The sequence below is a fragment of the Nocardia brasiliensis NBRC 14402 genome, from assembly GCF_000308475.2.
Taxonomy (GTDB): domain Bacteria; phylum Actinomycetota; class Actinomycetes; order Mycobacteriales; family Mycobacteriaceae; genus Nocardia; species Nocardia brasiliensis.
Genome location: NZ_BAFT02000037.1, coordinates 75,996 through 101,870, shown reverse-complemented (window position 1 = coordinate 101,870; position 25,875 = coordinate 75,996). Strand labels below are relative to the sequence as shown.

General features: G+C 68.4%; 26 protein-coding genes and 2 pseudogenes. 10 read left to right on the top strand and 18 right to left on the bottom strand.

Annotated elements, in window-relative coordinates; translation table 11 throughout:
- The 3 genes and pseudogenes from TY25_RS11425 to TY25_RS11415 form a co-directional block, all read right to left on the bottom strand.
- Window positions 1-307, bottom strand: a pseudogene (locus TY25_RS11425) (protein translocase subunit SecD); the annotation flags it as partial.
- A 99-nt stretch (window positions 308-406) separates the two neighbouring features.
- A complete protein-coding gene (gene yajC / locus TY25_RS11420; RefSeq protein WP_042255890.1) occupies window positions 407-760 on the bottom strand; it encodes a preprotein translocase subunit YajC in 354 nt (117 codons plus the stop codon).
- Window positions 761-950: 190 nt separating this feature from the next.
- Complete coding sequence (locus tag TY25_RS11415) at window positions 951-2,441, bottom strand: flavin-containing monooxygenase (RefSeq protein WP_042255889.1); 1,491 nt, start codon at window positions 2,439-2,441, stop codon at window positions 951-953.
- Window positions 2,442-2,477: 36 nt separating this feature from the next.
- On the opposite strand from TY25_RS11415, the gene TY25_RS11410 reads away from it, so the two are divergent.
- Both TY25_RS11410 and TY25_RS44555 read left to right on the top strand, forming a co-directional pair.
- Entirely contained in the window at window positions 2,478-3,143 is a 666-nt protein-coding gene (locus tag TY25_RS11410; protein ID WP_081868814.1) for a TetR/AcrR family transcriptional regulator, read from the top strand.
- A 148-nt stretch (window positions 3,144-3,291) separates the two neighbouring features.
- Window positions 3,292-3,888 (top strand): DivIVA domain-containing protein, encoded by a 597-nt coding sequence (locus tag TY25_RS44555; RefSeq protein ID WP_042255887.1) that lies wholly within the window; start codon window positions 3,292-3,294, stop codon window positions 3,886-3,888.
- On the opposite strand, the gene TY25_RS11400 is transcribed toward TY25_RS44555, so the two are convergent.
- Window positions 3,885-5,081, bottom strand: coding sequence for a pyridoxamine 5'-phosphate oxidase family protein (locus TY25_RS11400; RefSeq protein WP_052382927.1), 1,197 nt, complete (start codon window positions 5,079-5,081; stop codon window positions 3,885-3,887). The two genes, TY25_RS44555 and TY25_RS11400, sit on opposite strands and share 4 nt — an antisense overlap.
- 405 nt (window positions 5,082-5,486) lie before the next feature.
- Here TY25_RS11400 and TY25_RS11395 point away from each other — a divergent pair, with 405 nt between their 5' ends.
- Window positions 5,487-6,311, top strand: coding sequence for a ribosomal RNA small subunit methyltransferase A (locus TY25_RS11395; protein ID WP_042255886.1), 825 nt, complete (start codon window positions 5,487-5,489; stop codon window positions 6,309-6,311).
- A 64-nt stretch (window positions 6,312-6,375) separates the two neighbouring features.
- Here TY25_RS11395 and ruvB read toward each other — a convergent pair whose 3' ends face one another.
- The 4 genes from ruvB to TY25_RS11375 form a co-directional block, all read right to left on the bottom strand.
- Window positions 6,376-7,461 (bottom strand): Holliday junction branch migration DNA helicase RuvB, encoded by a 1,086-nt coding sequence (gene ruvB, locus TY25_RS11390; protein ID WP_042255885.1) that lies wholly within the window; start codon window positions 7,459-7,461, stop codon window positions 6,376-6,378.
- Between the two features lie 6 nt (window positions 7,462-7,467).
- Window positions 7,468-8,073, bottom strand: a complete 606-nt coding sequence (ruvA, locus tag TY25_RS11385; protein ID WP_042255884.1) for a Holliday junction branch migration protein RuvA — start codon at window positions 8,071-8,073, stop codon at window positions 7,468-7,470.
- A complete protein-coding gene (gene ruvC / locus TY25_RS11380; RefSeq protein WP_014986573.1) occupies window positions 8,070-8,639 on the bottom strand; it encodes a crossover junction endodeoxyribonuclease RuvC in 570 nt (189 codons plus the stop codon). The genes ruvA and ruvC overlap by 4 nt, the downstream gene beginning before the upstream one ends.
- A gap of 363 nt (window positions 8,640-9,002) precedes the next feature.
- The gene (locus TY25_RS11375) at window positions 9,003-9,434 is read right to left on the bottom strand and encodes an acyl-CoA thioesterase (RefSeq protein WP_042255883.1); all 432 of its coding nucleotides are present in this window, start codon (window positions 9,432-9,434) and stop codon (window positions 9,003-9,005) included.
- A gap of 367 nt (window positions 9,435-9,801) precedes the next feature.
- Between TY25_RS11375 and TY25_RS11370 the strand changes: the two genes are divergently transcribed.
- Window positions 9,802-11,277: an alpha/beta hydrolase-fold protein gene (locus TY25_RS11370; RefSeq protein ID WP_226887252.1), complete on the top strand. Its 1,476-nt coding sequence runs from the start codon at window positions 9,802-9,804 to the stop codon at window positions 11,275-11,277.
- A 279-nt stretch (window positions 11,278-11,556) separates the two neighbouring features.
- Here the strand turns inward: TY25_RS11370 and TY25_RS11365 are convergent.
- A pseudogene (locus TY25_RS11365) lies at window positions 11,557-12,501 on the bottom strand (GlxA family transcriptional regulator); the annotation flags it as partial.
- Between the two features lie 200 nt (window positions 12,502-12,701).
- On the opposite strand from TY25_RS11365, the gene TY25_RS11360 reads away from it, so the two are divergent.
- The 3 genes from TY25_RS11360 to TY25_RS11350 all read left to right on the top strand — a co-directional run bounded on the left by TY25_RS11360 (window position 12,702) and on the right by TY25_RS11350 (window position 13,883).
- The gene (locus TY25_RS11360) at window positions 12,702-12,908 is read left to right on the top strand and encodes a DUF5988 family protein (protein WP_029901647.1); all 207 of its coding nucleotides are present in this window, start codon (window positions 12,702-12,704) and stop codon (window positions 12,906-12,908) included.
- Window positions 12,909-13,041: 133 nt separating this feature from the next.
- Window positions 13,042-13,398: a metalloregulator ArsR/SmtB family transcription factor gene (locus TY25_RS11355; protein WP_042255882.1), complete on the top strand. Its 357-nt coding sequence runs from the start codon at window positions 13,042-13,044 to the stop codon at window positions 13,396-13,398.
- Window positions 13,395-13,883 (top strand): SRPBCC family protein, encoded by a 489-nt coding sequence (locus tag TY25_RS11350; protein WP_042255881.1) that lies wholly within the window; start codon window positions 13,395-13,397, stop codon window positions 13,881-13,883. The genes TY25_RS11355 and TY25_RS11350 overlap by 4 nt, the downstream gene beginning before the upstream one ends.
- Window positions 13,884-13,947: 64 nt before the next feature.
- Here TY25_RS11350 and TY25_RS11345 read toward each other — a convergent pair whose 3' ends face one another.
- Together TY25_RS11345 and pdxT are read right to left on the bottom strand one after the other, a co-directional pair.
- A complete protein-coding gene (locus tag TY25_RS11345) occupies window positions 13,948-14,700 on the bottom strand; it encodes a YebC/PmpR family DNA-binding transcriptional regulator (protein ID WP_042255880.1) in 753 nt (250 codons plus the stop codon).
- 141 nt (window positions 14,701-14,841) lie between these two features.
- Window positions 14,842-15,489 carry a pyridoxal 5'-phosphate synthase glutaminase subunit PdxT gene (pdxT, locus tag TY25_RS11340; RefSeq protein ID WP_275451568.1) on the bottom strand — a complete coding sequence of 216 codons (648 nt, stop codon included), beginning with the start codon at window positions 15,487-15,489 and terminating at the stop codon, window positions 14,842-14,844.
- Between the two features lie 220 nt (window positions 15,490-15,709).
- Here pdxT and TY25_RS11335 point away from each other — a divergent pair, with 220 nt between their 5' ends.
- Window positions 15,710-17,401: an APC family permease gene (locus tag TY25_RS11335; RefSeq protein ID WP_201773656.1), complete on the top strand. Its 1,692-nt coding sequence runs from the start codon at window positions 15,710-15,712 to the stop codon at window positions 17,399-17,401.
- Window positions 17,402-17,552: 151 nt separating this feature from the next.
- Here TY25_RS11335 and TY25_RS11330 read toward each other — a convergent pair whose 3' ends face one another.
- Entirely contained in the window at window positions 17,553-18,371 is an 819-nt protein-coding gene (locus TY25_RS11330; protein ID WP_042255879.1) for an acyl-CoA thioesterase, read from the bottom strand.
- Window positions 18,372-18,558: 187 nt separating this feature from the next.
- Between TY25_RS11330 and TY25_RS11325 the strand changes: the two genes are divergently transcribed.
- Window positions 18,559-19,167 (top strand): nucleoside/nucleotide kinase family protein, encoded by a 609-nt coding sequence (locus TY25_RS11325; RefSeq protein WP_169744336.1) that lies wholly within the window; start codon window positions 18,559-18,561, stop codon window positions 19,165-19,167.
- 129 nt (window positions 19,168-19,296) lie between these two features.
- Window positions 19,297-19,734: an HIT family protein gene (locus tag TY25_RS44660; protein ID WP_081868812.1), complete on the top strand. Its 438-nt coding sequence runs from the start codon at window positions 19,297-19,299 to the stop codon at window positions 19,732-19,734.
- A 36-nt stretch (window positions 19,735-19,770) separates the two neighbouring features.
- Here the strand turns inward: TY25_RS44660 and TY25_RS11320 are convergent, their stop codons facing one another.
- From TY25_RS11320 to pgsA, 6 genes are all read right to left on the bottom strand, one after another.
- A complete protein-coding gene (locus TY25_RS11320; RefSeq protein ID WP_042255878.1) occupies window positions 19,771-20,265 on the bottom strand; it encodes a WKL family lipoprotein in 495 nt (164 codons plus the stop codon).
- Between the two features lie 224 nt (window positions 20,266-20,489).
- A complete protein-coding gene (pdxS, locus tag TY25_RS11315; RefSeq protein WP_014986587.1) occupies window positions 20,490-21,392 on the bottom strand; it encodes a pyridoxal 5'-phosphate synthase lyase subunit PdxS in 903 nt (300 codons plus the stop codon).
- Window positions 21,393-21,947: 555 nt separating this feature from the next.
- A complete protein-coding gene (locus tag TY25_RS11310; RefSeq protein WP_042255904.1) occupies window positions 21,948-22,991 on the bottom strand; it encodes an NUDIX hydrolase in 1,044 nt (347 codons plus the stop codon).
- Entirely contained in the window at window positions 22,991-24,115 is a 1,125-nt protein-coding gene (locus TY25_RS11305) for a glycosyltransferase family 4 protein (RefSeq protein ID WP_042255877.1), read from the bottom strand. Before TY25_RS11305 ends, TY25_RS11310 begins: the two co-directional genes overlap by 1 nt.
- Window positions 24,112-25,134 carry a phosphatidylinositol mannoside acyltransferase gene (locus TY25_RS11300; protein WP_042255876.1) on the bottom strand — a complete coding sequence of 341 codons (1,023 nt, stop codon included), beginning with the start codon at window positions 25,132-25,134 and terminating at the stop codon, window positions 24,112-24,114. Before TY25_RS11300 ends, TY25_RS11305 begins: the two co-directional genes overlap by 4 nt.
- Before the next feature lie 43 nt (window positions 25,135-25,177).
- Window positions 25,178-25,873 (bottom strand): phosphatidylinositol phosphate synthase, encoded by a 696-nt coding sequence (gene pgsA / locus TY25_RS11295; RefSeq protein WP_042255875.1) that lies wholly within the window; start codon window positions 25,871-25,873, stop codon window positions 25,178-25,180.
- Between the last annotated feature and the right edge of the window lie 2 nt (window positions 25,874-25,875).

Sequence of the window (25,875 nt, the reverse complement as noted above, 5' to 3'; positions counted from 1 at the left end):
CGTCGTCGCCCGGCACGGTGATCACCAGGTTGTCTCCGTCGATGACGACTTCGGAACCCAGCACACCGAGACCGTTGACGCGGTTCTCGATGATGGTCTGTGCCTTACGCAGACTGTCCTGGCTCGGCTTGTTGCCGTCCGGCGTTCGCGCGGTCAGCGTGACCCGGGTACCGCCCTGGAGGTCGATGCCGAGCTTCGGTTGCGGGGAGTCACCGGTGAAGAACACCAGCGCATAGATCACGGCCAGCAGCGCGGCGTAGACGCCGAGCAGCCGGAGCGGATGCGCCGATCCCTGGGAAGGTGGCACAGTACGTCATCTCCTAGGCGGGAAGTCGAGAGTGGAACAGGTGGGCACACCGGTGGCGCCGGGCACCACCGTAGCGGTGCCCGGCGCGCGGGCCGACGATCAATCCTTGGTCAGCCGGGTTTCGGTCTGCTCGGCGGATTCCTCGATGGCCTCGGCCGCAGGCGCGTCGACCGGGCTCTCGTCGGTGCTCGTCGCGTCGTCGTCGGTGCGTACCTCGCGGATGGCCGCGCGCAGCCAGGTGGTCACGACCTCCTCGGCGATCTCGAGATCGACCGTGGCGTCGTCGAGATCGACGACGGTGCCGTACAGCCCCGACGTGGTGATGACCTGGTCGCCGACCTTGAGGCTGTCCTGCATCTCCGTGACCTTGGCGGCTTCCCGCTTCTGACGGCGGACACCGAGGAACATCGGCACGAGCAGGGCTACCAGCAGCAGCGGAAACAGAAGTTCCATCGTCGAAGTCAGTCCCTAGTCTTGTGGGTGGGATGGGTAAGTACCCACAGTCTGCCAGTTCGTGTCGCCGCCGCCACACCGGCACACCCGCTGGGGAGCGGCGACATCGGTCTGGGGACCGCGGAACTCGTCGCGAACGGTGACGGGCCCCGCCGGAGAGGTCCGGCGGGGCCCGCGTCGTCGGCCCGTTTCAGGCGCTCTTGCCGTAGACGTAGTCGTCGAGCGGGAAGCTGACCGCCTCCCGGTGCGCGTTGAGGGTGCTGGTGGGACGCAGCAGAGCCGCTTCACCGTGCTGGTTGAAGTAGTAGCTGCGCGCGGTGGAGCAGTCGCCGCCGTAGAACACCGAAGAACCGAGTTTGTCGGTGACCCGGTCCAGGAACCCGGCGTTGGCCTGCTCGGTCACCTCGAAGGTCTGCTCGCCGCGGCGGCGCAGCTCGCCGAAGAGCCTGCCCATGTGCTTCATCTGCGCCTCGATGGTGGTGAAGTACGACAGGCCGCTGTAGGAGTACGGGCTGTTGAGGCTGAGGAAGTTCGGGAACTTCGGCACGGTGATGCCCTCGTAGGCCTGGAAGCGGTTGTCCCGCCAGAACTTTCCGAGGTTGACGCCGTCGCGGCCGATGATCTCGATGGCGGGGAAGTTCACGTCCCACAGGTTGAAGCCGGTGGCCAGGATCAGCGTGTCGATCTCGGTCTTGTGCCCGTCGGCGGTGACGATGCCGTCCGGCTCGATGCGCTCGATCGAGTTGGTCTCCAGGCGCACGTTCGGCTGGTTGAACGTGCGGAAGTAGCTGTTGGAGAAGGTGGGGCGCTTGCAGCCGAAGTCGTAGTGCGGGGTGAGCTGCTTGCGGGTTTCCTTGTCCCGCACCGAGGCCCGCAGGTGCGCCTTGGCGAGTACGCCCGCGCCCTTGTTCAGCAGCTTGGCCTGCTTGTAGTGCAGCACACCGACCACCATGAGCGCCTCGAGCAGGCTGGTGTTGAACAGCCGCGCCGCCTTCTGCGTGGCGGGGACTTTCTCGAAGAGCTTCTGCACCGGACCCGGAATCGCGGCGTCGATCTTCGGCACCACCCAGATCGGCGTGCGCTGGAAGACCGTGAGCGCCTGCGCCTTCTTGGCCACCTCGGGCACCAGCTGCACGGCGGTCGCGCCGGTGCCGATGATCGCGGCCTTGCGGCCGGTGAGGTCGAAATCGTCCTCCCACGCGGTGGTGTGGATGATCTTGCCGGCGAAGGAGTCGATGCCGGGGAACGGCGGGGTGTACGGCTGGGACAGGAAGCCGGTCGCGGTGAGCAGATAACGGCCCGTGAGGGTTTCGCCGCCGGCGACGGACACGACCCACTGCTGGTGCTCCTCGTCCCAGCGGGCACCGTCGACCACGGTGCCGAAGCGCATGCGCCGGCGCAGGCCGTACTTCTCGGCGATGTGGCTCGCGTACTTCTTCAGCTCGGCACCCGGCGCGAACAGCCGCGTCCAGTACGGGTTCGGCTCGAACGAGTACGAGTAGGTGACCGACGCGATGTCGACCGCGAGCCCCGGATAGTGGTTCACATGCCAGGTCCCGCCGAGGTCGTCCTCGCGTTCGAGGATCACGTAATTGCTCAGGCCGAGCCGATCGAGCTCGATGCCCGCGCCCATGCCACCGAATCCCGCACCGACCACGACCGCGTCGTACTGAGGCGCCACTCCGAACCTCCAGATTTGTGAACCGCTTCTCACGGAATGACACATCATTCCGTTTGTGACGACTGTATCATTGGCGTGGTGACGAAGCCATTGACGCGTGCTGAACGCCGCAAAGCCGAGCTGCGGCAGGAAATCATCGACACCGCTTTCGTCTGCTTTTCCGAGAAGGGCTATCACGCCACCGGCATCGCCGATATCGCCGGCCAGCTGGGCATCGGGCACGGCACCTTCTACCGGTACTTCAGCAACAAGCGCGACATCATCGACCACGTCATCGACGACCTCTCGGCGAAGATCATCGACACGCTCGGCACCGACAACGCGCCGGACGCCGCGACCACGCTCGACGAATACCGCGCGCAGACCGACCGGATCGGCCAGGCGCTGACGCACATCCTGATGGGCGACCGCCGGGTGGCCCAACTGCTGCTCGTGCACGCCCCCGGCATCGACGACGAACTCACCGCGCGCCTCTACGGCCTGCTCGACATGGCCGACGCGCTGACCGCCGGCTACCTCGAGCACGGCGTCGAACTCGGTTATCTGCGAGCGGATCTGGACACCGTCAACACGGCCCGCGCCGTCACCGGCATGCTGCTCGCCGGCATCGTGCACGGCCTGCGCGATACCGACGAAGCCACCTTGCGCGGATTGAACGAAGCGATCCGGCGGCTGCTGATCGATGGTGTCCGCAAAGATTGAGCACACGACAAGCCCCCTGACGCGCTCCCCCACGTTATGGTGAGGACAAAGTTCCGTCGCGTCGCTCAGGGGGCCGCTCGTGGTCACAAGAGACCAGGGAGTACGAAAACCGCACATTCCGTCGGCCGGGCGCATCGAGCCTGACAGAATGTCGCCCGTGACCCCCGAGGATGTGAGCCGGATCAGTTTCGCGACACCACCATTCGGCCAGCGTGGCTACCACGCGGACGAGGTGGACGCCTTCCTCGATCTGGTCGCCGCGACCATGGCGGGTCGCGGTGCGCTGGCCGCCGACGATCTGCGCCACGTCACGTTCGACGCGCCGCGCCCCGGCGGGCGCGGCTATCGCGCGGATCAGGTCGACGAATACCTGGACCAGGTGCGCATCGAACTGGAAATGCGCCAGCGCGGCGTGCGCCCGGCGCCCTCGGGCAACGGACCGGCGATGCTCACGCCGGATGATGTGCAGCGCATGCGTTTTACCCAGGCGCCGGTCGGTCGGCGTGGTTACAACGAAGAAGAAGTCGACGCGTTCCTGGATCTGGTCGCCGCGACGCTGGCCCACGGCGGGCCGGGCAGCCTGACCGTCGCGGACGTGCGCGCGGTGCGTTTCACCGAAGCACGCCTGGGCACCCGCGGCTATCAGCGCGACGAAGTGGACGCCTTCGCCGACCTGGTGGTCACCGCCCTGGAGCACGCCGAGCACCAGCATCACCGCTGGACCTTGCACCGCGACGCCGACTAGTCCGGATCTGGCTTACCGCGTTCACGACTCGGTGCCGGGTTGTTCTCGACCGGCTCCTTCTCGATGTCCTCGTAGCCCTCCTTGCGCAGCCCCGACCGGTAGGCGCGGTCGATGACGAACCGCACCAACCGATCGATGCCCGGCACCGCACCGAGGATCTTCAGCAAGAACCCCGGCGGACCGCCGGCGGCGGTCGTCGAATTCGCCGCGAGATGCCTGCCGCCCACGCCCATCAGATCCGGGACCGAGCCGCGTTCCACGAACGCCGCCGAATCCCACAGTCGCGAGCGCGTCACGGCGTCGCTGCCGAGCACCTCGGCGTCCTCGACCTCGATGAGCAGCGCCGCGTGCGGGGCGGTCCCGCGCAGGGCCAGCGTGTCCAGCAGTGCGCTGTCGTCGGTGATCGCACCGCGGCCGCGCACACGCAGGACATCGGTGCGCCCCGGGACGAGTGCCGCGAACGAAAGCCGATCGTCCTGTAGCAGGTTGTGCAGGGAGTCGGTCCGCTTGTTGCCCCGGCGATCCGGGATGATCAGCGTGCGATCGTCCAGGATCCGCGCCACCGTCTGCCGGTCGCCGCGCGGGCTGGTGTCACTGCCGCCGACGGTGTCCCAGGTGGATAACGCGAGAAACGGTGCGGCGGCGAGGAATTCCGCGACACCGGGCCGGGCCAGTGGGCCCGCGCCCGTGACTTCGGCGGCCGGCTCGGCCGGAAGCGGCGAGCGCCACAGGCGCGACCGGAGGATGGCCTGGGCGCAGTGCACATACGCCTCCTCGACGTCGACGATCGCCTGCGCGCCCTTGCGTCCGGCCGCAATCCCGTTGACGCGCAATAACTCTCCGACTCCGGGCAGGAGAAAGAACAACGAGACCGGGCCGCGGGGGTCGCCGGGCTCGCTCAGCGCGAACGACATCCGAGTCGCCGAGCGCACTCGCACGAATCCCGGTACGCCACCGACGAACGTCGTATGGCTGACGCCGTCGGCGTCACGGTAACCGAAGGCCGCGATCGGGCAGTGCGCGAGCACCGCCCGGCAGCCCTCGTCCAGCGCGCTGATCTGCTTCAGCATGATCATCGGCGCGGGGTGGCCGATGATCGACTCGAGTTCCTCGGCGGTCGTGAGGCGATGATGCACCCGGCCAGTGCCGTCGGTGACTCCCACGGCGGGGACGGACTCGTTGTCGCAGGTCATGCCACTATTGTGAATAATTGCTCAGGTTTTCGGTACTCGCTTTCGGGGCCTCGCCAAGCGCCCGCCGGGCCGCCGCCCGGCCGCACGTCGCGGGCCTCGCCGAGCCGTCGCACCGGTCGGCCCGGCCCTGTCCGCGGCGCTGTTGCTCGCATTTCGCGAGCGCGGGATACGCGGCCCCATCCGCTTGTCGCCGAGCCGGTGGCGATTAATTCGGTTGCGAGGTCGCAGGCGTCGTCCATAACGTGACCCACATGCATTGCTATGCCGCCCCGTACTTCATCCGTCTCCGCAGCGCCCGGGCTCTGGCCCGCTAGCGGACACGGAGAGAACTACTTCGGCGTCCGCGAGCGCGCCCAGGGCCCTTCGAGACTCATCCGACTCGAAGACCCGAAAGGGGCAAGCGCTGTGGCGCAAGATTTTGCATACCGGAATTACTCGCATACCCAGGGCAAGGTCAAGAACGGCGGCGGCGGTCGTCCGTCGAAAGACCGTGCCAGGCGGGCGCATTCCCAGAATTCTCTGGTGAGCCAGGAGGCCGTGGCATCGATCCTGGCGGCGGCCGACCCGAGCGGAGTAGTGCTCGAGCCCCATCCGGGTGACGGACTACTCACCCGAGCGCTGGCTGGGCGCGGTGCACAGGTCACCGCGTACGAACCGGATCCTTTGTCAGCCGCGAAACTCTCGGCACGCACCCGCGCAGACAACGGAATACGCGTGGTACGAGCCGATTTCACCAAAGCCAAACCGCCGCGTGAACCGTTCGCCGTCGTCGGGAGCATTCCGCTCACGGCAACCGCGCGGATCATCGACTGGTGCCTGACCGCGTCGGCGCTCACCTCGGCGACCCTGGTGGTCCCCGAGGAATACGCGCACACGTACGTCGGGAACAACGGACACTGGGATCCGGTCACCTCCACGAACTGGCCATGGTTCGACTGGCAACTACACGGGCGACTGGCCCGCACCGCCTTCCGACCCCCACTCCCCACCGACACCGCAATCCTGCACATCCACCGCCGCACGAAACCCTTGGTACATGACCAAGATTCGTACATCACCCTGGTGCATGCAGGATTCGCCAATCCAAACCTGCCGTTGCCCACCGCCCTGCGCCCACGTTATCCAGACGTGGACGAAGCACTGCACGCCACGGGCATCACCCCCGACACCCCCGCCGCTGCCGTGCACCCTACGGACTGGGTGCGGCTACACGAGCACCTGAACCCGTAACCGACGGGGCCGCTCTGCTCCGGTGGAGCGGCCTCGACGGGTGCGAGAAGTCTCGAGGCGGCGGCTATTCGAACAGGTCGAGGGTGGGTTGGGGGTCGCGGCCGCGGACTTCGATGGAGCCGAAGACGAGGTCGGGGGGTGGGACGAGGCCGAGGTGTTCCCAGGCGGCGGCGGTGGCTACCCGGCCGCGGGGGGTGCGCGCGACCATGCCCGCGCGAACGAGGAACGGCTCGCAGACCTCCTCGACGGTCGCGGCCTCTTCTCCTACTGCGACCGCGAGCGTCGAGACACCGACCGGGCCGCCGCCGAAACTGCGGACCAGCGCGGAAAGGACCGCGCGGTCCAGGCGGTCCAGGCCGAGCACGTCGACGTCGTACACCTCGAGCGCCGCCTGCGCGATCGGCTCGGTGATCATGCCGTCGGCGCGGACCTCCGCGTAGTCGCGGACGCGACGCAGCAGGCGGTTCGCGATGCGCGGCGTGCCCCGCGAGCGACCCGCGATCTCGGCGGCCGCGTCGTGGTCGATCTCGACGCCGAGGATCTGCGCCGACCGCTGCAGGATGCGCAGCAGTTCGGCGGGCTCGTAGAAGTCCATGTGCCCGGTGAAACCGAAACGGTCCCGCAGCGGGCCGGTCAGCGCGCCGGACCGAGTCGTCGCGCCCACCAGTGTGAACGGGGCGATGTCCAGCGGAATCGAGGTCGCGCCGGGACCTTTGCCGACCACGACGTCGACTCGGAAATCCTCCATCGCGAGATACAGCATTTCCTCGGCGGGCCGGGCGATCCGGTGGATCTCGTCGATGAACAGCACATCGCCGTCGACCAGGTTGCTGAGCATCGCGGCCAGATCACCGGCCCGTTCCAGCGCGGGCCCGGAGGTGATGCGCAGCGCGGTGCCGAGCTCCCCCGCGATGATCATCGCCATGCTGGTCTTACCGAGCCCCGGCGGACCGGACAGCAGCACGTGATCCGGGGTGCCACCACGCTGTTTCGCGCCGCGCAGCACCAGCGCCAGTTGCTCGCGCACCCGGGGCTGACCGATGAAGTCGTCCAGCGATTTCGGGCGCAGACTGGCTTCGATCTCGCCGTCGGATTTCAAATAGCTGGACGTGACCTGGGATTCGGGCGCTTCGTCTTCGTCGTGATCCATAGTCGATTACCGATTCTTGCCGAGCAGGTTGAGCGCGGCCCGCAGCGCCGCGGACGTGCCGGCGGCAGGCTGTTCGGCCAAGACGGAGTCGATCGCCTGCTCGGCCTGTTTGACGGGAAAGCCGAGACCGGTGAGCGCTTCGACCACCTGGTCGCGTACGGGCGTGACGACCGCGGCCGCGGTCGCGCCGGGCGGACCCGATTGCACCGGAACGAGATTCACTTTGTCCCGCAGCTCGACCACCATGCGTTCGGCGCCGCGCTTACCGATACCGGGCACGCGGGTGAGCGCGGCGACATTGCTTTCCGCAAGCGCCTTGCGCAGCGCCTCGGGTTCGAGCACCGCGAGCACCGCCATCGCCAGCCGCGGGCCGACCCCGGACACCGTCTGCAACAGGCCGAACAGGTCGCGGGCCTCGGTATCGGCGAAACCGTACAGCGTCATCGAGTCCTCGCGGACGATCATCGCGGTGTACAGCCGGGTTTCCTCGCCGCGGGTCAGCGTGGACAGCGTCGCGGGCGTGACGTTGAGGCGGTAGCCGATGCCCGCCGCCTCGATCACCGTGTGGTCGAGGGCGATCTCCAGCACCTCGCCGCGAACCGACGCGATCACCTCTGTACCGCCTTCCGTTGTTCGGCAAGCCGTTCCGCGTACTTGCGCTGCGCCTCGGCCGCGCGGGCCTCGGCCTTTGCCATGCGCTCCAGCAGCGGCGCCCGCCAACAATGGCAGATGGCCAGCGCCAGCGCATCCGCCGCGTCGGCGGGTTTCGGCGCGACCTGCAAGCCGAGGATACGGGTGACCATGGCCGTGACCTGCGCCTTGTCCGCGGTGCCGTTGCCGGTGACCGCGGCCTTCACCTCACTGGGCGTGTGGAACATGACCGGGATGCCGCGGCGCGCGGCCGCCAGCGCGATCACGCCGCCCGCCTGCGCGGTGCCCATCGCGGTACGCACATTGTGCTGGGCGAAGACGCGTTCGATCGCGACGGCCCCCGGTTTGTGCGTGTCCATCCAGTGTTCGGCGGCGTCGGCAACCTGCAGTAGTCGCTGCGCGAGGTCCATGTCGGCGGGGGTGCGGACCACGTCGACGTCGATCGCGGTCACCTTCCGCCCCAGCCCGCCCTCGACGATGCTGAGGCCGCACCGGGTGAGCCCGGGATCGACACCCATCACCCGCACGAATTCCCCTCTCGCAGACACGAACAACTGTTCGAGAGTGTAGCGGAGGCAAGGGGTTCGGTGCCCCAGCGACACGGGCGCCAGCGGGGCGGCGGGCCTTGATCACAACGCTCAGTGTGAGCACGACGCGCCACCGGACTCGGCACAACGCCCCGCCGCGCTCGGCACAACGCCCCGCCGCGCTCAGCACAACGCCCCGCCGCGCTCGGCACGATCACCGTTTCGGTCGTTGGCGCCGTGTCGCTTAGCTACGCCGCAGCGCTCGGCATGGTCGCCTGCGTCGGACTCGGCGGCCGGGCGCGGTCGAACGGCCGCCTGGTTCGGCGAGGAACTGCCGGGTGCGGAGAGGGGTGCCGTGCTCGGCTAGGCCACCGCGTTCGGTAGGCCGAGCAGTTCCGGGGTGTGGGCGCGGGCGGACCATTCGCGGGCCGGGTCGGTGACGAGTTTGCGGGCGGCGAGGTCGAGGAGGCCGCTCACGTGGGTGACCGTGGCAGCGTGGACGCCGTCGGCGCGGGTGAGCATGTGTTCGACGCGGTAGGTCTTGCCGGTCCCCCACAGCCACGCGCACGACACGTCGACCGTGTCACCGCCGCGCAGTTCCCGATGAAATTTGATGGTCGTCTCGAGATTCACCGGCCCGAAGCCCGCGGCGATCAATTCCTCCACCGAAACGCCCGCCGCCTGCACACACGCGAACCGCGCGTGGTCGGCGTACTGGTGATAGGCGGCACCCGTCACATGCAACTGCGGATCCAGATCCGACACCCGCACTTCGATCCGCGTACTGAACGACACGCTCGGCACTATGCCACTCCCCACCGACACATTTCCCCACCACGCCTCTCGTGCACCATCCGTCGCCGGAAACTCGTCTGCGCCCGCACCGGAACCCAGCGCGACGCGGTTCGATCAGGCGCGATCGCGCTGCGGCAGGTACTCCCCCACCGACGACACGTCCGTCGCCTCCCACATACCTCACCCCCGCAGACGTCGCCGTATCGCGCGCGACCGCAGCCTTCCGCGTCACGCCGGCCGCATCCGCACACCATGTACCGCAGGTCCTCGGTGTCGGTCTGCGCGGCGGGCCGGGGATCGGCGGCGCACAGGGGGCTGGTAGTCGATTCACAGGGAGTCTCGAGGAACGGTGTCGACAATGCCGTACGTGTCTGCCTTTGGTGTGCTGCCCACCGCGCCCGCGAACCCGGCGCCGCCGCCGGCTCCGCAGTTGCCGTCGGCGCAGCTGAATCCGGACTACCAGAACACTTTTCACCACGGGATCTCGCTGTTGCACGGCTGGCTGCCGCTGACGATCGAGCTCGTCGCGCTGGCGTTCCTGCTGGTCGCGGTGGCGCGGTGGACGCGGCGCTGGTGGCTGGTCCAGGTGCCGGTCTGTCTGCTGCTGGGTGTGACGGGCGCACTGGTCGCGCGGTGGTACGTGACCGATCAAGGGCTGGCGTCCGACCCGGCACCCGCAATGCTGTGGGCGTGCGCCGGCGGGACCGTCGCGGCACTGGGCGTACTGGTGCTCGGCTGGCGCGGCACGACATGGTGGCGGCGTAGCGTTGCGGCGCTTGCGATTCCGCTGACGCTGCTGAGTACCGGGATCGTGCTGAACCAATGGGTCGGCTACTACCCGACGGTGCAGTCGGCGTGGGGTGCGTTCACCGCCGGACCGCTACCGCAGCAGACCGATCTCGACGCGCTGGACGGATTGCGGAACACCGGCGTCACCACCGGCAAGATCGTGCCGGTCCGAATTCCCGACGCGGGCAGCGGTTTTCCGCATCGCACCGAATACGTCTACCTGCCGCCCGCCTGGTTCGCCGGTCCGACGCCGCCTGCCCTGCCGGTGGTGATGATGATCGGCGGCGAGTTCAACACGCCCGCCGACTGGATTCGCAGCGGCCAGATCATGCCCACCGTCGACGCGTTCACCACGGCCGACGGCGGTCGCGCTCCGATTCTCGTATTCGTCGATGCCAGCGGCAGTTTCAACAACGACACCGAATGCGTGAACGGTCCGCGCGGCGACGCCGCCGACCATCTGACCCGAGATGTGCCGAGCTACCTGGAATCCCGGTTCGCCGCGTCGGTCGATCCGGCGCAGTGGGCGGTGGTCGGCTGGTCGATGGGCGGCACCTGCGCGGTCGATCTGGCGGTGATGCATCCGGAATTGGTACACACCTTCGTCGATATCGCAGGCGATCTCGGACCCGCCTCTGGTACCAAGGACCAGACCGTCGCACGATTGTTCGGCGGCAACGCCGCGCAGTGGGCGGCCTTCGACCCGCTCACGGTGATGACCGCGCACGGCCGATACACCGGTGTCGCAGGGCTTTTCGACGATTTGACCCCACCCGACCGAAACTCCGCACACGGCAACCACGGTGCGGCAGGCGCAGCTGCGCGTCCCCCGGCCGAGGACGACACCGCCGGGATCGGCGGCCACGACGGCATCCAGGACACCGGCGAGGTCGGTGCGGCCGAAAAGCTGTGCGCGCAAGGGCGAGAGGTCGGGATCGACTGCACCATCCACACCACTCAGGGCGGGCACACCTGGCAATTCGCGGCCGCCGCGTTCACCTCGTCGTTTCCCTGGATAGTCGCCCGCCTCGGACTGCCCGTCCCGACCTCCTGAAACGCATCACACCCGACGTCGCGGTTTCTCCAAGCCGACGCCGCGGGTTACCCAGACGGCTCCGGCTTCCCTAGCCCGACGCCCGGCTTCTGCGAGCGGCTCTGGCTTCCCCAGCCCGACGCCCGGGCTCCCCGAGCGCCTCCAGGTTTTCCCAGGCGGCTTCGGTGGAAGTGCGGCAGCACACGCTAGCTCGCGCTGCCTGTTGCCTCGGCGCAGAACTGGCGCATGAGCACAAGGCCGGTGCGGACACGCTGCGGGGTGTTCAGCGCACTGCCCCGGCCGGAACGTCCGCCGATAAGCGTTGGGCGAGACGCCGATCGCGTCGTTCAAGTGCTGACGCAGTGACGTGCCGGTCGCGAAGCCGACCTCACCCGCGATCCGGTCGACGGTCAGGTCGGTCGATTCCAGCAGGTGTCGCGCACGGAAGAGGCGCTGCTGGATGAGCCAGCGTCCCGGGCTCATCCCCACCTCGTCGCTGAAGCGACGGGCGAAGGTGCGCTTGCTCATTCGCGCACGGGCGGCGAGTTCGTCGATGGTCAGCGGGAGGTGCAGGTTCGCCAGCGCCCATTCCCGGGCGACTGCCGTGCCCGCCGAGGTCGACGGCGGCACCGGCTGTTCGATGTACTGCGCCTGACCACCCTCCCGGAACGGCGGCACCACGCACCGGCGCGCCACCGCGTTGGCGACCGCGCTGCCGTGATCGCGCCGCACCACGTGCAGGCACACATCGAGCCCCGCCGCGGCACCGGCGGAGGTGAGCACGTCACCGTCGTCGACGTAGAGCACCTCGGGATCGAGCAGGACCTGCGGGAAGGTGCGCCGGAACCGCGCGGCCTCGCGCCAGTGCGTGGTCGCCGGTCGCCCGTCGAGCAGTCCGGCGGCCGCGAGGACGAAGGAGCCGGTGCAGATCGCCACGATCCTGGCATCGGGCCGGATCCTGGCGAACGCGGCACGCACCGGCGGGGGCAGTGCACCGTCGAGGGTCATCCGGATGTCGCAGGCCGGAACCACCACCGTGTCCGCGGTCGCGAGCAGACCGCTGTCGTGCTCGACGGCGATCGCGTAATCCGCGCTGGTGCGCACCGGTCGCCCGTCGATCGAGCAGGTGCGGATCTCGTAGCGCCCGCTCGCACTGCCGAAAACCCGGTTCGGGATGCCGAGTTCGAACGGATAGACCCCGTCCAAGGCAAGCGCGACCACCCGGTGCACTGCGGCAGACTTCATGGCACGATCATATCGAGAAACAGCAATCATGCCATTCGCCGCAACTGTAGACCGTTCGGCGGGCGCCGACGGACCTCGAGGCCCAAGCGTTCGGAACACCCCGACACTTACGGCCGCAGCGGTCTGAAACCGAATATTTTTCCGCGCGGCGCTTGCCTGAATCCGCCAAATCGGGGCCTGCACGCTTCTACCATCCGATGATGAGCACTGTTGTGAAGGCTGTCCTCGAGGGCGGGCCGAAAGACATGCCCGCGCGCATCGTTCCCATCACCCCGCCGGGGATCGAGTTGAAGGTCAAGCATCAAGGCGCGTACGAACACTTCAAGGTCACCGCGCGGGAGCAGGACACCCCCGAGGGGCGGTTGCGCGTCTACGAATGGTGCGATCGCACCCCGATCCCGGAGTGATGCGGGCGTAATCGACCAGCGCGGCCGGTCGTCATCGAGCGACCGGCCCGCCTTCCCGGAACTCCGCCGGTTCTGCACCCTGGACAAACGCGTAACCAAGTGGTTACGCTTTTGTCGTGGAAGAAGCAGTCCCGTGGACGAAATAGCAGGCGCGATAGCCGATCCGGTGCGCAGGCAGATCCTCGAGATGTTGCGCGACACCCGGCTCACCGCCGGGGATATCGCCCAGCAGTTCGAGATCAGCAGACCCGCGGTGAGCAGGCACCTGCGCGTCCTGCGCGAAAGTGGCCTGGTCCGTGCCGAACTCGTCGGCAGGCAGCGGTTCTACCTGCTCGACCCGGCCCCGCTCGGCGACCTCGCCGCGTGGATCGCTCGCTTCGACACCACGTCCGCGTGGGAGCGCAGGCTCGACGCACTCGACACCGAGGTCTACCGCACGCGCCGCGAGCACCGTGCCCGGCAGACCGAACCGAAGGAGAACACCGCATGACCCGCACCCCCACCGGCCGCGTCGATCGCACCGGCGGCCGCCGCGACCTCGTCCTCACCAGGACCTATCGCGCGCCGATCGCCGACGTCTGGGCCAGCGTCACCGAATCCGACCGCACCGCACGCTGGTTCGGCCCGTGGGAGGGCACGCCGGGCGCGGGCAGCCGGATCAAGGTGCAGATGCTGTTCGAAGAGGGCGCCGGCTGGTGCGACGCGAAGATCGACGCGTGCGAACCGCCTCGCCGCCTCGCGCTCACCACCGAGGACGATTTCGGCACCTGGCAGCTGGAGGTCGTGCTCACCGAGACCTCCGGCGTCACCGAACTGGTCTTCATCCACCATCTCGAGCCCGAAGCGCCGATCGGCCAGGTCGGCCCCGGCTGGGAGTACTACCTGGACGCGCTCGGGGCGGCCCGCGAAAACACGGACCGCCCCGATTTCGAGGAGTACTACCCCTCGATGCAGCAGTATTACGACGAGCTCTAGTCGTCGAGCTCGGCCAGTACCTCATCCGAGATATCGACCATATGGTGCTGCGACGTTCTGTACGTCATTCGTCGAGCTGGGCCAGTACCTCATCGGAGATATCGACGTTTGTGTACACGTTCTGTACGTCGTCGCTGTCCTCGAGCGCGTCGACCAGCTTGAACACCTTGCGGGCGCCGTCGGCGTCGACCGCGACCGACACCGACGGCTGGAAGCCGGATTCGGCGGAGTCGTAATCGATTTCGGCGGCCTGCAGGGCCTTGCGGACCGGGATCAGGTCGCCCGGCTCGCTGATGATCTCGAACGATTCACCGAGGTCGTTGACCTCCTCGGCGCCCGCGTCGAGCACGGCCATCAGCACGTCGTCCTCGGACAGGCCGTTCTTCTCGAGCGTCACCACGCCCTTGCGGTGGAACAGGTAGGACACCGAGCCCGGATCGGCCATGTTGCCGCCGTTGCGGGTCATCGCGACGCGCACCTCGCCCGCGGCGCGGTTGCGGTTGTCGGTGAGGCACTCGATCAGCACGGCGACACCGTTGGGGCCGTAGCCCTCGTACATGATGGTCTGCCAGTCGGCGCCGCCGGCTTCTTCACCACCACCGCGCTTGCGGGCGCGTTCGATGTTGTCGTTGGGCACCGACGACTTCTTCGCCTTCTGGATGGCGTCGTAGAGCGTCGGGTTGCCTGCGGGGTCACTACCACCCGTGCGGGCCGCCACCTCGATGTTCTTGATCAACTTGGCGAAGAGCTTGCCGCGCTTCGCGTCGATCCCCGCCTTCTTGTGCTTGGTGGTGGCCCATTTGGAGTGGCCGCTCATTCCCTACTTCCTTCAGGTCGATGGCACGTTTGGTGGTTGTACCGTACCGGCCGAGCCGGAAGGACAACTTCTCCAGCTTAGTGGACGCCACCGGACCGAGTCCGACCGCAGCCCTGCGGCGGAGTTCGGCGAGCATGCGGACTACGCGGCCCGCACCAGGTCGACGAACAGGCGGTGCACCCGCAGATCGCCGGTGACCTCGGGATGGAACGACGTCGCGAGCACGTTCCCTTGGCGCACAGCGACGATGCGCCCGGCGAACGGTCCGTCGGGCACGGTCGCGAGCACCTCGACGCCGTCGCCCGCGCGTTCCACCCACGGCGCGCGGATGAACACCGCCCGCACCGGGCCGTCGTCCAAGCCGGTGAACTCCAGGTCGACCTCGAAGGAGTCGACCTGTCGCCCGAACGCGTTGCGGCGCACCGTCATATCGATACCCGACAGGTGTTTCGCGTCCGGCCTGGTGTCGAGCACCTCGTCGGCGAGCAGGATCATGCCCGCGCAGGAACCGAAGGCGGGCATGCCGTCACGCAGTCGCGCCCGCACCGGCTCCAGCAGTTCGAAGGCTTCCAGCAGTTTGCTGATCGCGGTCGATTCGCCGCCCGGCAGCACCAGCGCGTCCACCGCGGCCAACTCCGACGCACGGCGCACCAGAACCGGCTCAGCGCCGCAGTGTTCGAGCGCCGCGATGTGCTCACGGACATCGCCCTGCAAAGCCAGCACGCCCACGGTCGGACGCGACGGCAGGGAGTCCGCGACGGTGGGTGCGGCGACCGGGGAAGCGTTCACCCGGAAAAGTTTACGATCCGCCGCGGTGTGGGCCTGCTCACGGTGTCCGTCAGGGTTCCGTCAACGCCGGGGTCGGGCGGCCGTGGGCGGGATGACACTCGACCGTGTGATTGCTGTGTTGCCGCGCAAAGTGCCCGCACCGCGCGGAGATGCGAGTCCCGCCCCGGCCCGCCGCGGACTCACCGTGCCGACCGGCCTGGCCGGACTGTCCCTGGACGCGATGGCGTCGGTGTCCTATGGACCGGAGGCGATCGTGCTGGTCTTGGCCGCCGCGGGCGGCGCGGGACTCGGCCTGACCTTGCCGGTGACGCTGGCGATCGCGGCGCTGCTCGCGGTCCTCGTCGCGTCCTATCGGCAGGTCATCGCGGCGTTCCCGAACGGTGGCGGGGCGTACGCGGTGGCGAAGGCGCACCTCGGGCATCGCACCAGCCTCACCGCCGCGGCCTCCTTGATCATCGACTACGTCTTGAACGTCGCCGTCTCGATCGCCGCCGGTGTCGCGGCATTGACCTCGGCCTTTCCGGCGCTTTTGCCGTACACGCGGTGGATCTGCCTGGCCGTGCTGGCCGGGATCACCGCGCTGAACCTGCTCGGGATCACCGAGAGCGCGCGGGCCTTCATGGTGCCGACCGTGATCTTCGTGACCGGCATCCTGACCGTTATTGTCGCCGGGTTGCTGCATACCGAACCCGCGAGCGTCAGCCAGGGCACCGCGACCGTGCTCGACGCGCACACCGTCGGAGTTCTGTTGTTGCTCAAAGCGTTCTCCAGCGGATGCGCCGCACTGACCGGCGTCGAGGCGATCGCGAACGCGGTACCCAGCTTCGAAGCGCCGAAAGTGGTTCGCGCGCAACGGGCCGAGGTCGCCCTCGGCGCGCTGCTCGGCGTCATGCTGATCGGGCTCGCGGTACTGATCGAGAAGTTCCAGGTGCGTCCGATCGACGGGATTACGGTGCTGTCCCAGCTCACCGAGGCCGCGCTCGGGCACGGAATCGGTTACTACGTGGTGCAATTCGCGACCGTGGTACTGCTGGCGCTGGCCGCGAACACCTCCTACGGCGGGCTGCCCACCCTCACCAAGATCCTCGCCGACGACAATTGCCTGCCGCACCGGTTCGCGGTCCGCTCGCCGCGACAGGTGTACCGGTACGGCGTGCTCACCCTCGCCGTCGCCGCCTGCGTGCTGCTGGCCGGTGCCGACGGCAATATGAACGCGCTGGTGCCGCTGTTCGCGATCGGGGTGTTCGTCGGCTTCACCATCGCGCAGGTCGGCATGGTGCGGCACTGGTGGATCGCCAGGACGACGCACTGGCGAGCCCGGCTGGCGCTCAACGGATTCGGCGCGGCGCTCACCTTCGTCGCCGCGATCGTCACCACCGCAATGAAATTCACGGCGGGGGCCTGGCTGATTGTGCTGATCCTGCCCGCGCTGGTGGTCGGCATGGAACGAATTCGCGGCGCCTACCGCAAGATCGGCGCATGCCGGCGCTCCGACGAGGTGCCGCCGCCACCGCGCGCCCGCGAAGCCGTCATCGTGGTGCCGGTCTCGGAAGTCTCCGACCTCAGTTGCGAGGCGCTGTCCGCGGCCATGTCGATCGGCAAAGACATTGTCGCGGTGCATGTCTGCTTGCCCGGCGAGTCCGCGAAAGCCTTCACCAAAGCGTGGGAGGCGTGGCATCCGGAGGTCCGGCTGGTGCTGCTCGAAGACAGCGACGCCACCGTCGGCGGGCCGGTCGCGCGCTACGTACGGGAGAACTTCGCGGGCAGACGCAAGGTCGTCGTCATCGCCGAAGTCGACCCGCCGGCCGGCTGGAACCGGGTCCTGCCCAGTCACCGCAGCGATGAACTCGAACGCGTGCTCCGCCGTATGTCCGACACAGTGGTCTGCCACCTGCGCGTCCAGGTGGGCTGAAAACCTGAGTGAATTCAGGCGGCCGCGGTGGTGTGGGTCGGCCACACCCACACCCCGCGGTCGACAAACGTCCGCTCACGCGCGGGTTTCGCCACGGCGCGCACCAATTCGCCGACGAAACAGCGCGCGGGACGCGAATATGTGCGCGGGGCTACTCGCGCAGGGTGCGGATCAGGCCTTCCTGGACGACGGCGGCGACCATTTCGCCGCGGAGGTTGAAGATCTTGCCGCCGGTGAGGGCGCGGCCGAAGCCCGCGGACGGGGAGGACTGGTCGTAGAGCAACCATTCGTCGGCACGGAAGGGGCGCAGGAACCACATCGCGTGATCGAGTGACGCGTTCTGCGTCTGCTCGTCCGGGTGGGTGACCTTCGACGAGCCCAGCAACGTCATATCGCTCATGTACGCCAACGTGCAGACGTGGAACAGCGGATCGTCGGGCAGCGGATGCCGGTACCGGAACCACACCTGCTGCTGCGACACCGCACCGTCGCGGCGCGCCACCTGCTCGTGCGGCACGGTCCGGATGTCCCAGTGCTCCCACTCCCGCATCGCCCACAGGCGTTCCGGGCTCATCGTGATGCTCGCGTCGGGCAGATCGTCCGGCGCCTGCACCGCCGGCATCTCGTCCTGATGCTCCGGGCCCTCGTCGCCGATGTGGAACGAGGCCGACATGGTGAAGATCGCGGCACCGTCCTGCACGCCCGTCACCCGCCGGGTGCAGAACGAGCGGCCGTCCCTGATCCGCTCCACCAGATACACCGTCGGCTGATCCGGGTTGCCCGGACGCAGAAAGTACCCGTGCAGCGAATGCACCTGGAACCGTTCCTCCACCGTGCGCACCGCCGACACCAGCGCCTGGCCGGCAACCTGCCCGCCGAAGGTGCGCGGGAGCTGAGTCTTCGTGGACGCGCCACGGAAGATGTCGCGCTCGAGCCGCTCGATCTCCAGCGCCTCTTCGATTGTCGCCATGGGCTGAGATTAACTCCCCCCGCCGCCCAGCCCACCCCCGGCTACCAGGTCCCCCACACACTCCCGCACCCCATTCGACGCCGAACACGGCGAGTCACGCGGCGAGTCACGGTGCGGGAACACGAAAAGGGTGCGGGAACCCTGGACACCGCGGCGAGCTCGCTTCGGGTTCCTGTTGGATGGGGTGGTGCCGCAGTTCGTTCCGATCACGCAGGAAGCTCTCGTCGCGCAGGTTGTCGATCGGTTGCGAGAGCTGGGCGGGCATCGGGTGGTCGCCGTGGACGGGGCGGATGCCGCGGCGCCCGTCGAGTTCGCGCGGCGGATCGCCGACGCACTGCGCGACACAGGCCGGCCCGCGGAGGTGGTTTCGCTGCACGACTATGTGCGTCCGGCTTCGCTGCGCATGGAGTTCGGCAGCGACGAATTGTCCTACCGCACCGCGTGGTTCGACTATGACGCGCTGCGCCGCGAAGCGATCGACGCGCTGCATGCCGACGGCCGTTGGCTGCCCGCCCTCTGGGACGAGACCACCGACCGTTCCGCCCGCGCCACCATCCGAACCGCCCTCCCCGCCACCGTCCTACTGATCGCGGGCCCCATGCTGCTCGGCCGCTCCCTCCCCTTCGACCTCAGCATCCGCCTCGACATGTCCGAACCGGCCCTGCGCCGCACCACCCCACCCGACCTCCACTGGACCCTCCCCGCCCTCCGCCACCACCACGAAACCCCCACCACCCCAACCTTCTTCACCCGCTGGGACCACCCCACCCGCCCAGCCCTCCGTCTCCCCGACTGACCTCCCTGCTTCTTTTCGCCTTTCACCTGATCACGCAATGCCGCGTAGACATAGTCAGATGCGAATATCTAGGTAACAACATGTTCTCGACGATCTCCCCCGGGCATCGAGCCTCGGTACTGTGACGCCGTGGAGAGCGAATGCCAGGTCTGCACCAAACACCGGGGACTCAGCCCTCTACTACGTCCGCTGATCTATACGGACGACCTGGTGATCGTCACCCATAGATCGCTCGGCAGACGGCAACCCGTCCCCGGCTATCTGCTGATAGAAACCCGTAGGCACACGCCGAACCTCGCGTCGCTCACCGACCAGGAAGCGGCTGCGGTCGGCCGCGCGACAACCCGCGCCGCCCGAGCGCTACAAGAAGAACTAGCACCAGAATTGGTCTTCTCAACGGTCACCGGGCGGTCGGTCCCGCACTTCCACCAACGCGTATTCGCCCGTCCCCCAGGCACTCCGGCGGCTATCCCATGGCACGACGTCGACTCGTGGCCCGACGGGCCGCGCATCACTGCAACAGACCTGATCTCCTTGTGCGCACGCCTTTCCACGCACTTTCGCTGACGGACAACGTGAATGACGCCGGGTGTCCGGTAGGGGTCAGGCTGCGCAGGCTGGGGATTGCTGGCCGAGGGTGGTTAGGGCTTGGCAGGCCCAGGTTTTCTGGACCTTCCATTTGCCGCCGTCGGCGACGAAGGGGACGTCGACCATGTTGGTTTGGTCGCCGATGGTGAATTTCGCTTGGGCGCTGACGGATTCGCCGAAGGCGGTGACGCCGACGACCTCGGCCTTGGCGTTCGCGTCCTTGTAGGCCTGGGCGAGGCGGTTGGGCAGGTCGGGGTCGGCTTCGATGCCTTGGACGAGTTCCAGCTTCTCCGCGCTCGGCACCGCGGGGTCCAGGGCGCGCTGCAGCAGGGCGTTGAGCTGGTCGGCGGTGGGCGTGACGGGGAGGTTCGGCGCGGCGGTCGCGCTGGTAGTGGTGCGCGAGGGCTTGGGCGGATCTTTCGGATCGTCGCTACCACAGGCCGTGAGCCCCAGGGCGGCCACCACGGCCAGGCCGGCGATCGCCATACGTCCGGTCTTACGAAGCTTCAACTACTCGTCCTTTGCGCTCGGCTGGTACAGGTCACCTGACAGTGATGCGGCACCAACCACCCAACGGCGTCGACGGGCATCGAAACGCGAAGGTAGTCAACGCAATTGTGGAAACAGTAAGGCCCGTCTGTGGCCGGGGACAGAGTCGCCGCCGAAACGCAGAACGAGCAGGGACCTGGCAGGCCCCTGCTCGTGCGCATGTCATGCCCGCGTCGGGCGAGCACTCACCAGCCGCGTTCGGCCAGCCGGTGGTCGACGGGCAGCTCTTCGACGTTGATGCCGACCATCGCCTCGCCGAGTCCGCGCGAGACCTTGGCGAGCACGTCGGGATCGTCGTGGAAGGTGGTGGCCTTGACGATGGCGGCGGCCCGCTCGGCCGGGTTGCCCGACTTGAAGATGCCGGAGCCGACGAACACGCCCTCGGCGCCGAGCTGCATCATCATCGCGGCGTCGGCCGGGGTGGCGATGCCGCCCGCGGTGAACAGCACGACGGGCAGCTTGCCGGTCTCGGCGACCTCACGAACCAGCTCGTACGGCGCCTGCAGCTCCTTGGCGGCGACGAACAGCTCGTCGGCGGGCAGCGAGGACAGCCTGCGGATCTCCTGCCGGATCTTGCGCATGTGCGTGGTCGCGTTGGAGACGTCGCCGGTGCCGGCCTCGCCCTTGGAGCGAATCATGGCCGCGCCCTCGGTGATTCGGCGCAGCGCCTCACCGAGGTTGGTGGCACCGCAGACGAACGGCACGGTGAAGTTCCACTTGTCGATGTGGTTGGCGTAGTCGGCGGGGGTGAGCACCTCCGACTCGTCGATGTAGTCGACGCCGAGGCTCTGCAGGATCTGCGCCTCCACGAAGTGGCCGATGCGCGCCTTCGCCATGACCGGGATGGAGACGGCGGCGATGATGCCGTCGATCATGTCGGGGTCGCTCATCCGGGACACGCCGCCCTGCGCGCGGATGTCGGCGGGCACCCGCTCCAGCGCCATCACCGCGACCGCGCCCGCGTCTTCGGCGATCTTGGCCTGGTCGGGGGTGACGACGTCCATGATCACCCCGCCCTTGAGCATCTCGGCCATCCCGCGCTTCACACGGGCGGTACCGACGGTCTGGGTGGTCTCGGGCGTCGTCACGGCAAACTCCTGGGTCATCTGCGCCAATCGGGTCGCAAGGGATCGAATCGACCCAATTCTATGCGGGCCACCCAGGCCACTTGATAGCCAGTCGGAGATGACTGGCCTTGTCGGCTACCAGCGAGGATGCCCGCCGAGGCCCGTACTGGACCGGTCCGATCGCAGCTTCCGCGGGTCGCTCGGCCGCTTCGCTAACTTCCAGCGCGCCGACCGCCCCGGGCACCGATCCGCACACACGCAGAGTCCCGGCTCTCACCGCATGCGGGATGAAAAGCCGGGACTCGCGAGACGTACTACCGGGAACCGCTCACAGCGGGCCGACCACGAAGATCGAAGCCCAATACTCGGCGGCGGACGGGCCGATGATCGGCAGCAGGAAATCGAACAACAGGTAGGACATGTACTTGGTTACCTCCGCGAGCCCAACGTTCTCCCCGCGGTGACGCGGGGACCGCAGCACCGAGCGTGCCGTTCCAGTAGCACTACCCATGCCGCGCCGATCCAGTCGCGACCGTAGCACGATCGTGAACCACATCACACCCGCCGACGCGAAAACTAGCGAATGGAGCGGACTTCCGGATCGGTGGTGGCGGAGGCCGCCGCGGCCGCTTCAGCGAGCAGCTCATCGAGGTTGTAGGGGTAGACGGTTTCGCCGGAGCGGTCCAGCGCGACGATGTCGGCCGCCGTGCACCACTTGTTGCCGGTGATCGAACGACGTTCTATCGCAGTGAGATTCGTGGCCTGCGGTTCGTAGCCCGGGACGCGCAGCGCGAAGAAGAGTTCTTCGGAGCGGATGAGGTCGCCGTCGAAGGGAAACACCGCGACCCGGCGCCAGAGGGGTCCGCGCAGACTTTCCGGGTCCGCCTTGTACCCCGTCTCCTCGTACAGCTCGCGCACGGCCGCGTCGCGCAGGCTCTCCCCCGGCTCCACGCCGCCGCCGACGGTGAACCAGAACGAGGTATCGGGCGTCTTGGGATCGTTGCCGCGCATCAGCAGGGTGCGATCGTTCTCGTCGAACAGCACGATCCGGGCGGTGGTGCGGGTCGTGTCGACGTCGAGCCCGGTCGCGGCGGCCGGGGTGGCCCGCTCGGTGATCTCGAAATACGTGGGCAACGGGGCGGTGCCGCCGAGGTGCAGGATGCGGACCGGCCTGCGGGTGCGCAGCGCGAGCGTGTCGCGGACCGCGTCGTTGTGGAACCGCCGGGCGATGAGCACGCGGGCTTCGGCGTCGGCGAGCTCGGCCACCATCTGCGGCCGCAGCTGTGCGCTGTCGACCGCCGAAAGTGCTGCGGAGAGCTGGTTTTCCACCGCTTCCCGGTCGAGGCGCCCGGCGCGCTCGGCCCGGTCTGCGAGTACCGCCAAGAGCTTGGCCCGGTCGAGCGTCGCCGGATCCGAACCCGGATCGGCGAGCGCGGAGGCGACCGCCCTGGCCACCACCGCCCGCCGCGACAGCGCGGCGTCGAGCGCCTGCCAGGATTGGTCGGAGCGCACGTGCAGCCGGTCGAGCCGGTTCGCGGTCGAGTACGCCCAGAGACCGATCGCGATGACGACCGCGGCGATCAGCGCGAGAACGAGGACCGTGGTCGCGGAGAAGGTGATCATCCGGCGGCCCGCACCCTGGTGTCGCCGACGGTCACCGTCTCGTAGACCCGCAGGATCTGCTCGGCCACCACCGGCCAGTCGTATTCGCCGACCACCTGGGTGGCGGTGTGCACCAGCGCCGCGCGCCGTGCGTCGTCGGTGAGCATGTCGTCGATGGCGGTCGCCAGCGCGGCCGAATCACCCACGGGCACCAGCACTCCCGCCGCGCCGTCGCGCAGCACCCGGCGGAAGGCGTCCAATTCGCTTGCCACCACCGCGGTTCCGGCCGCCATCGCCTCGATCAGGATGATGCCGAAGCTTTCCCCGCCGAGGTTGGGCGCGACGTAGACGTCGGCGCTGCGCATCGCCGAGGCCTTCTCCGCGTCCGACACCTGCCCGAGGAAGCGCAGATGTCCGGCATTCGTGCCGGCCTCGCGGCGCAGCCGTTCCTCGTCACCGCGGCCGACGATGAGGATCTCCAGGTCGGGATGCTTGCGCACCAGCGCGGGCAGCGCGCCGAGCAGCACGTCCATCCCCTTGCGCGGCTCGTCGTAGCGGCCGAGGAACAGCACGCTGCGACCCGGGCGCGGATAGCCGGGCAGCATCGGCGCCCGTGCGAACGCGGGCACGTCGACGCCGTTGGGAATCTCCACGGCATCGGAGCCGAGCGCCTCCACCTGCCAGCGCCGCGCCAGCTCGGAGACGGCGATGCGGCCGCTGATCTTCTCGTGATAGGGCCGCAGCACGCCCTGAAAAGTGCTGAGCACCAACGATTTCGTGGTCGAGGTGTGGAAGGTCGCGACGATCGGCCCCTCGGCGATCTTCAACGCGAGCATCGACAGGCTCGGCGCGTTCGGCTCATGGATGTGCAGCACGTCGAAATCGTTGCCGTCGATCCAGCGCCGAATCCTGGTGTAGGCCATGGGCCCGAAGGACAGCCGCGCCACCGACCCGTTGTACGGGATCGCCACCGCGCGACCGGCGGACACCACGAAATCCGGCAGGGGGGTGTCCTCGGCGGCGGGCGCGAGCACGCTCACCCGATGGCCGCGCTCGATGAACACCCTGGCCAGCTCGACCACGTGGGCCTGCACGCCGCCGGGGACGTCGAACGAATACGGGCAGACCATGCCGATTTTCATGCGGACCCATCCGTCGGCGCCGTCGTGTCCGTGCGCGCCGCCGAATCCTCGGCCGGGGCCGCGCTGCCGGGTGCCGGCACGCCGTGCTCGCGCTGCGCCGCCGCGATCCGGGCCAGCCGCTCTTCGGACAGATCGCCCTCCCACATCGGTTGCAGCATATGCCAATCCGCCGGATGCGCCGCGATGTTCGCGGCGAACCGGTCGGCCAGCGTCTGGGTGGCGACCGCGACTCCCTGCGAAACATCCACGGGCGCCTCGACTTTCATACCCCAAGCTTCCACGCCGTCGGCGGTGAACCAGGTGTGCACGGGCAGCATGGCCGCGCCGGTCTGCGCGGCCAGTTTGGCGGCGCCGGCCGGCAGCCAGGTGCGCTCGCCGAAGAAGGTCACGGGCACGCCGCGCCCGGTCAGGTCGCGCTCCCCCATCAGGCAGACGACCTTGTTCTCGGCCAGCCGCGCGGTCAGCTGCACGAACGGCGGCTGCTCACCGCCGGTCAACGGGAACACCTCGAACCCGAGACTCTCCCGGTAGGCGAGGAATCGCTTGTACAGCGACTCCGGCTTCAGACGTTCGTTGACAGTGGCGAAGGTGCCGTGGTTCTGCACCAGCCAGACCCCGGCCATGTCCCAGTTGCCGGAGTGCGGCAGCACCAGGATCACCCCGCGTCCGGCGGCCAGCCCCGCCTCGAGGTGTTCGGTCCCGGCGACCGGCAGCGCACCGATCGCGGCGTGGTCCATCGACGGCAGCCGGAAGGCCTCGCGCCAGTATCGGGCGTAGGAGCGCATGCTCGCCTGGATCAGCTCGTCCGGCACGTCGGCCGGAGTGCCGCCGAGCACGCGAGCAAGATTGCGGCGCAGCTGGTTCGGCGCACCGCCCGCGCGGAAGGCGCGATTGGCCTTGCGCGACACCCGATCCGCACCCCAGTCGAACAATCGTCGCGCCGTGGATTCGGGCAATGCCCGCACCAGCCGCCAGCCCGCTGCGTACCCGGCGTCGCCGATCCGCTCCCCGAATGTCATACCCCTGCCTCCCACACCACGCCACCGGCACCCGGCGGCAGTCTCACGACGGCAGCTCCGTCGCGTTCGCCGTGCCCGCCGTGGGGTTTTCCGGCCGCGCGGGCGTGATCACGTCCCGCGCGCCCGGGGATCTACGGACCGCGAGCACCCGCTGGAACACCGTGACGATGCTGAGCACCGCCAGGATCCACATCGCGACGTGCACCGCGTAGGTGAGCCAGTCCAGTCCCCAGTATCCGCCGATTCCGGTGAATCCGGCACCGACGAGCACGATGATCAGCCGGTCCGGGCGCTCGATGATGCCGCCGTCGGCGGACAGCCCGCTGGCTTCGGCGCGCGCCTTCGCGTACGAGATCACCTGGGAGGTCACCAGCACCACGAGCGTCGCGGCGAACAGCGGCTGATGGTGCTCGTGATACACCGCCCACCAGGCCAGACCGCCGAAGATCGCGCCGTCGGCGACCCGGTCGCAGGTGGCGTCGAGCACCGCACCGTATTTCGTGCCGCCGCCGCGCGCTCTGGCCATGGCGCCGTCGAGCATGTCGAACATGACGAAGAACCAGATCACCATGGTTCCCCAGAACAGATGCCCGGTGGGGAACAGGGTAACCGCGGCGAGGATCGAGGCGGTGGTGCCGATGACCGTCACCGCATCCGGGGTGAGTCCGGTGCTCACCAGCGCTTTGCCCAGCGGCGCAGTCGCTTTGGCGAACGTGTCGCGGCCGAAGAAGCTCAGCACTT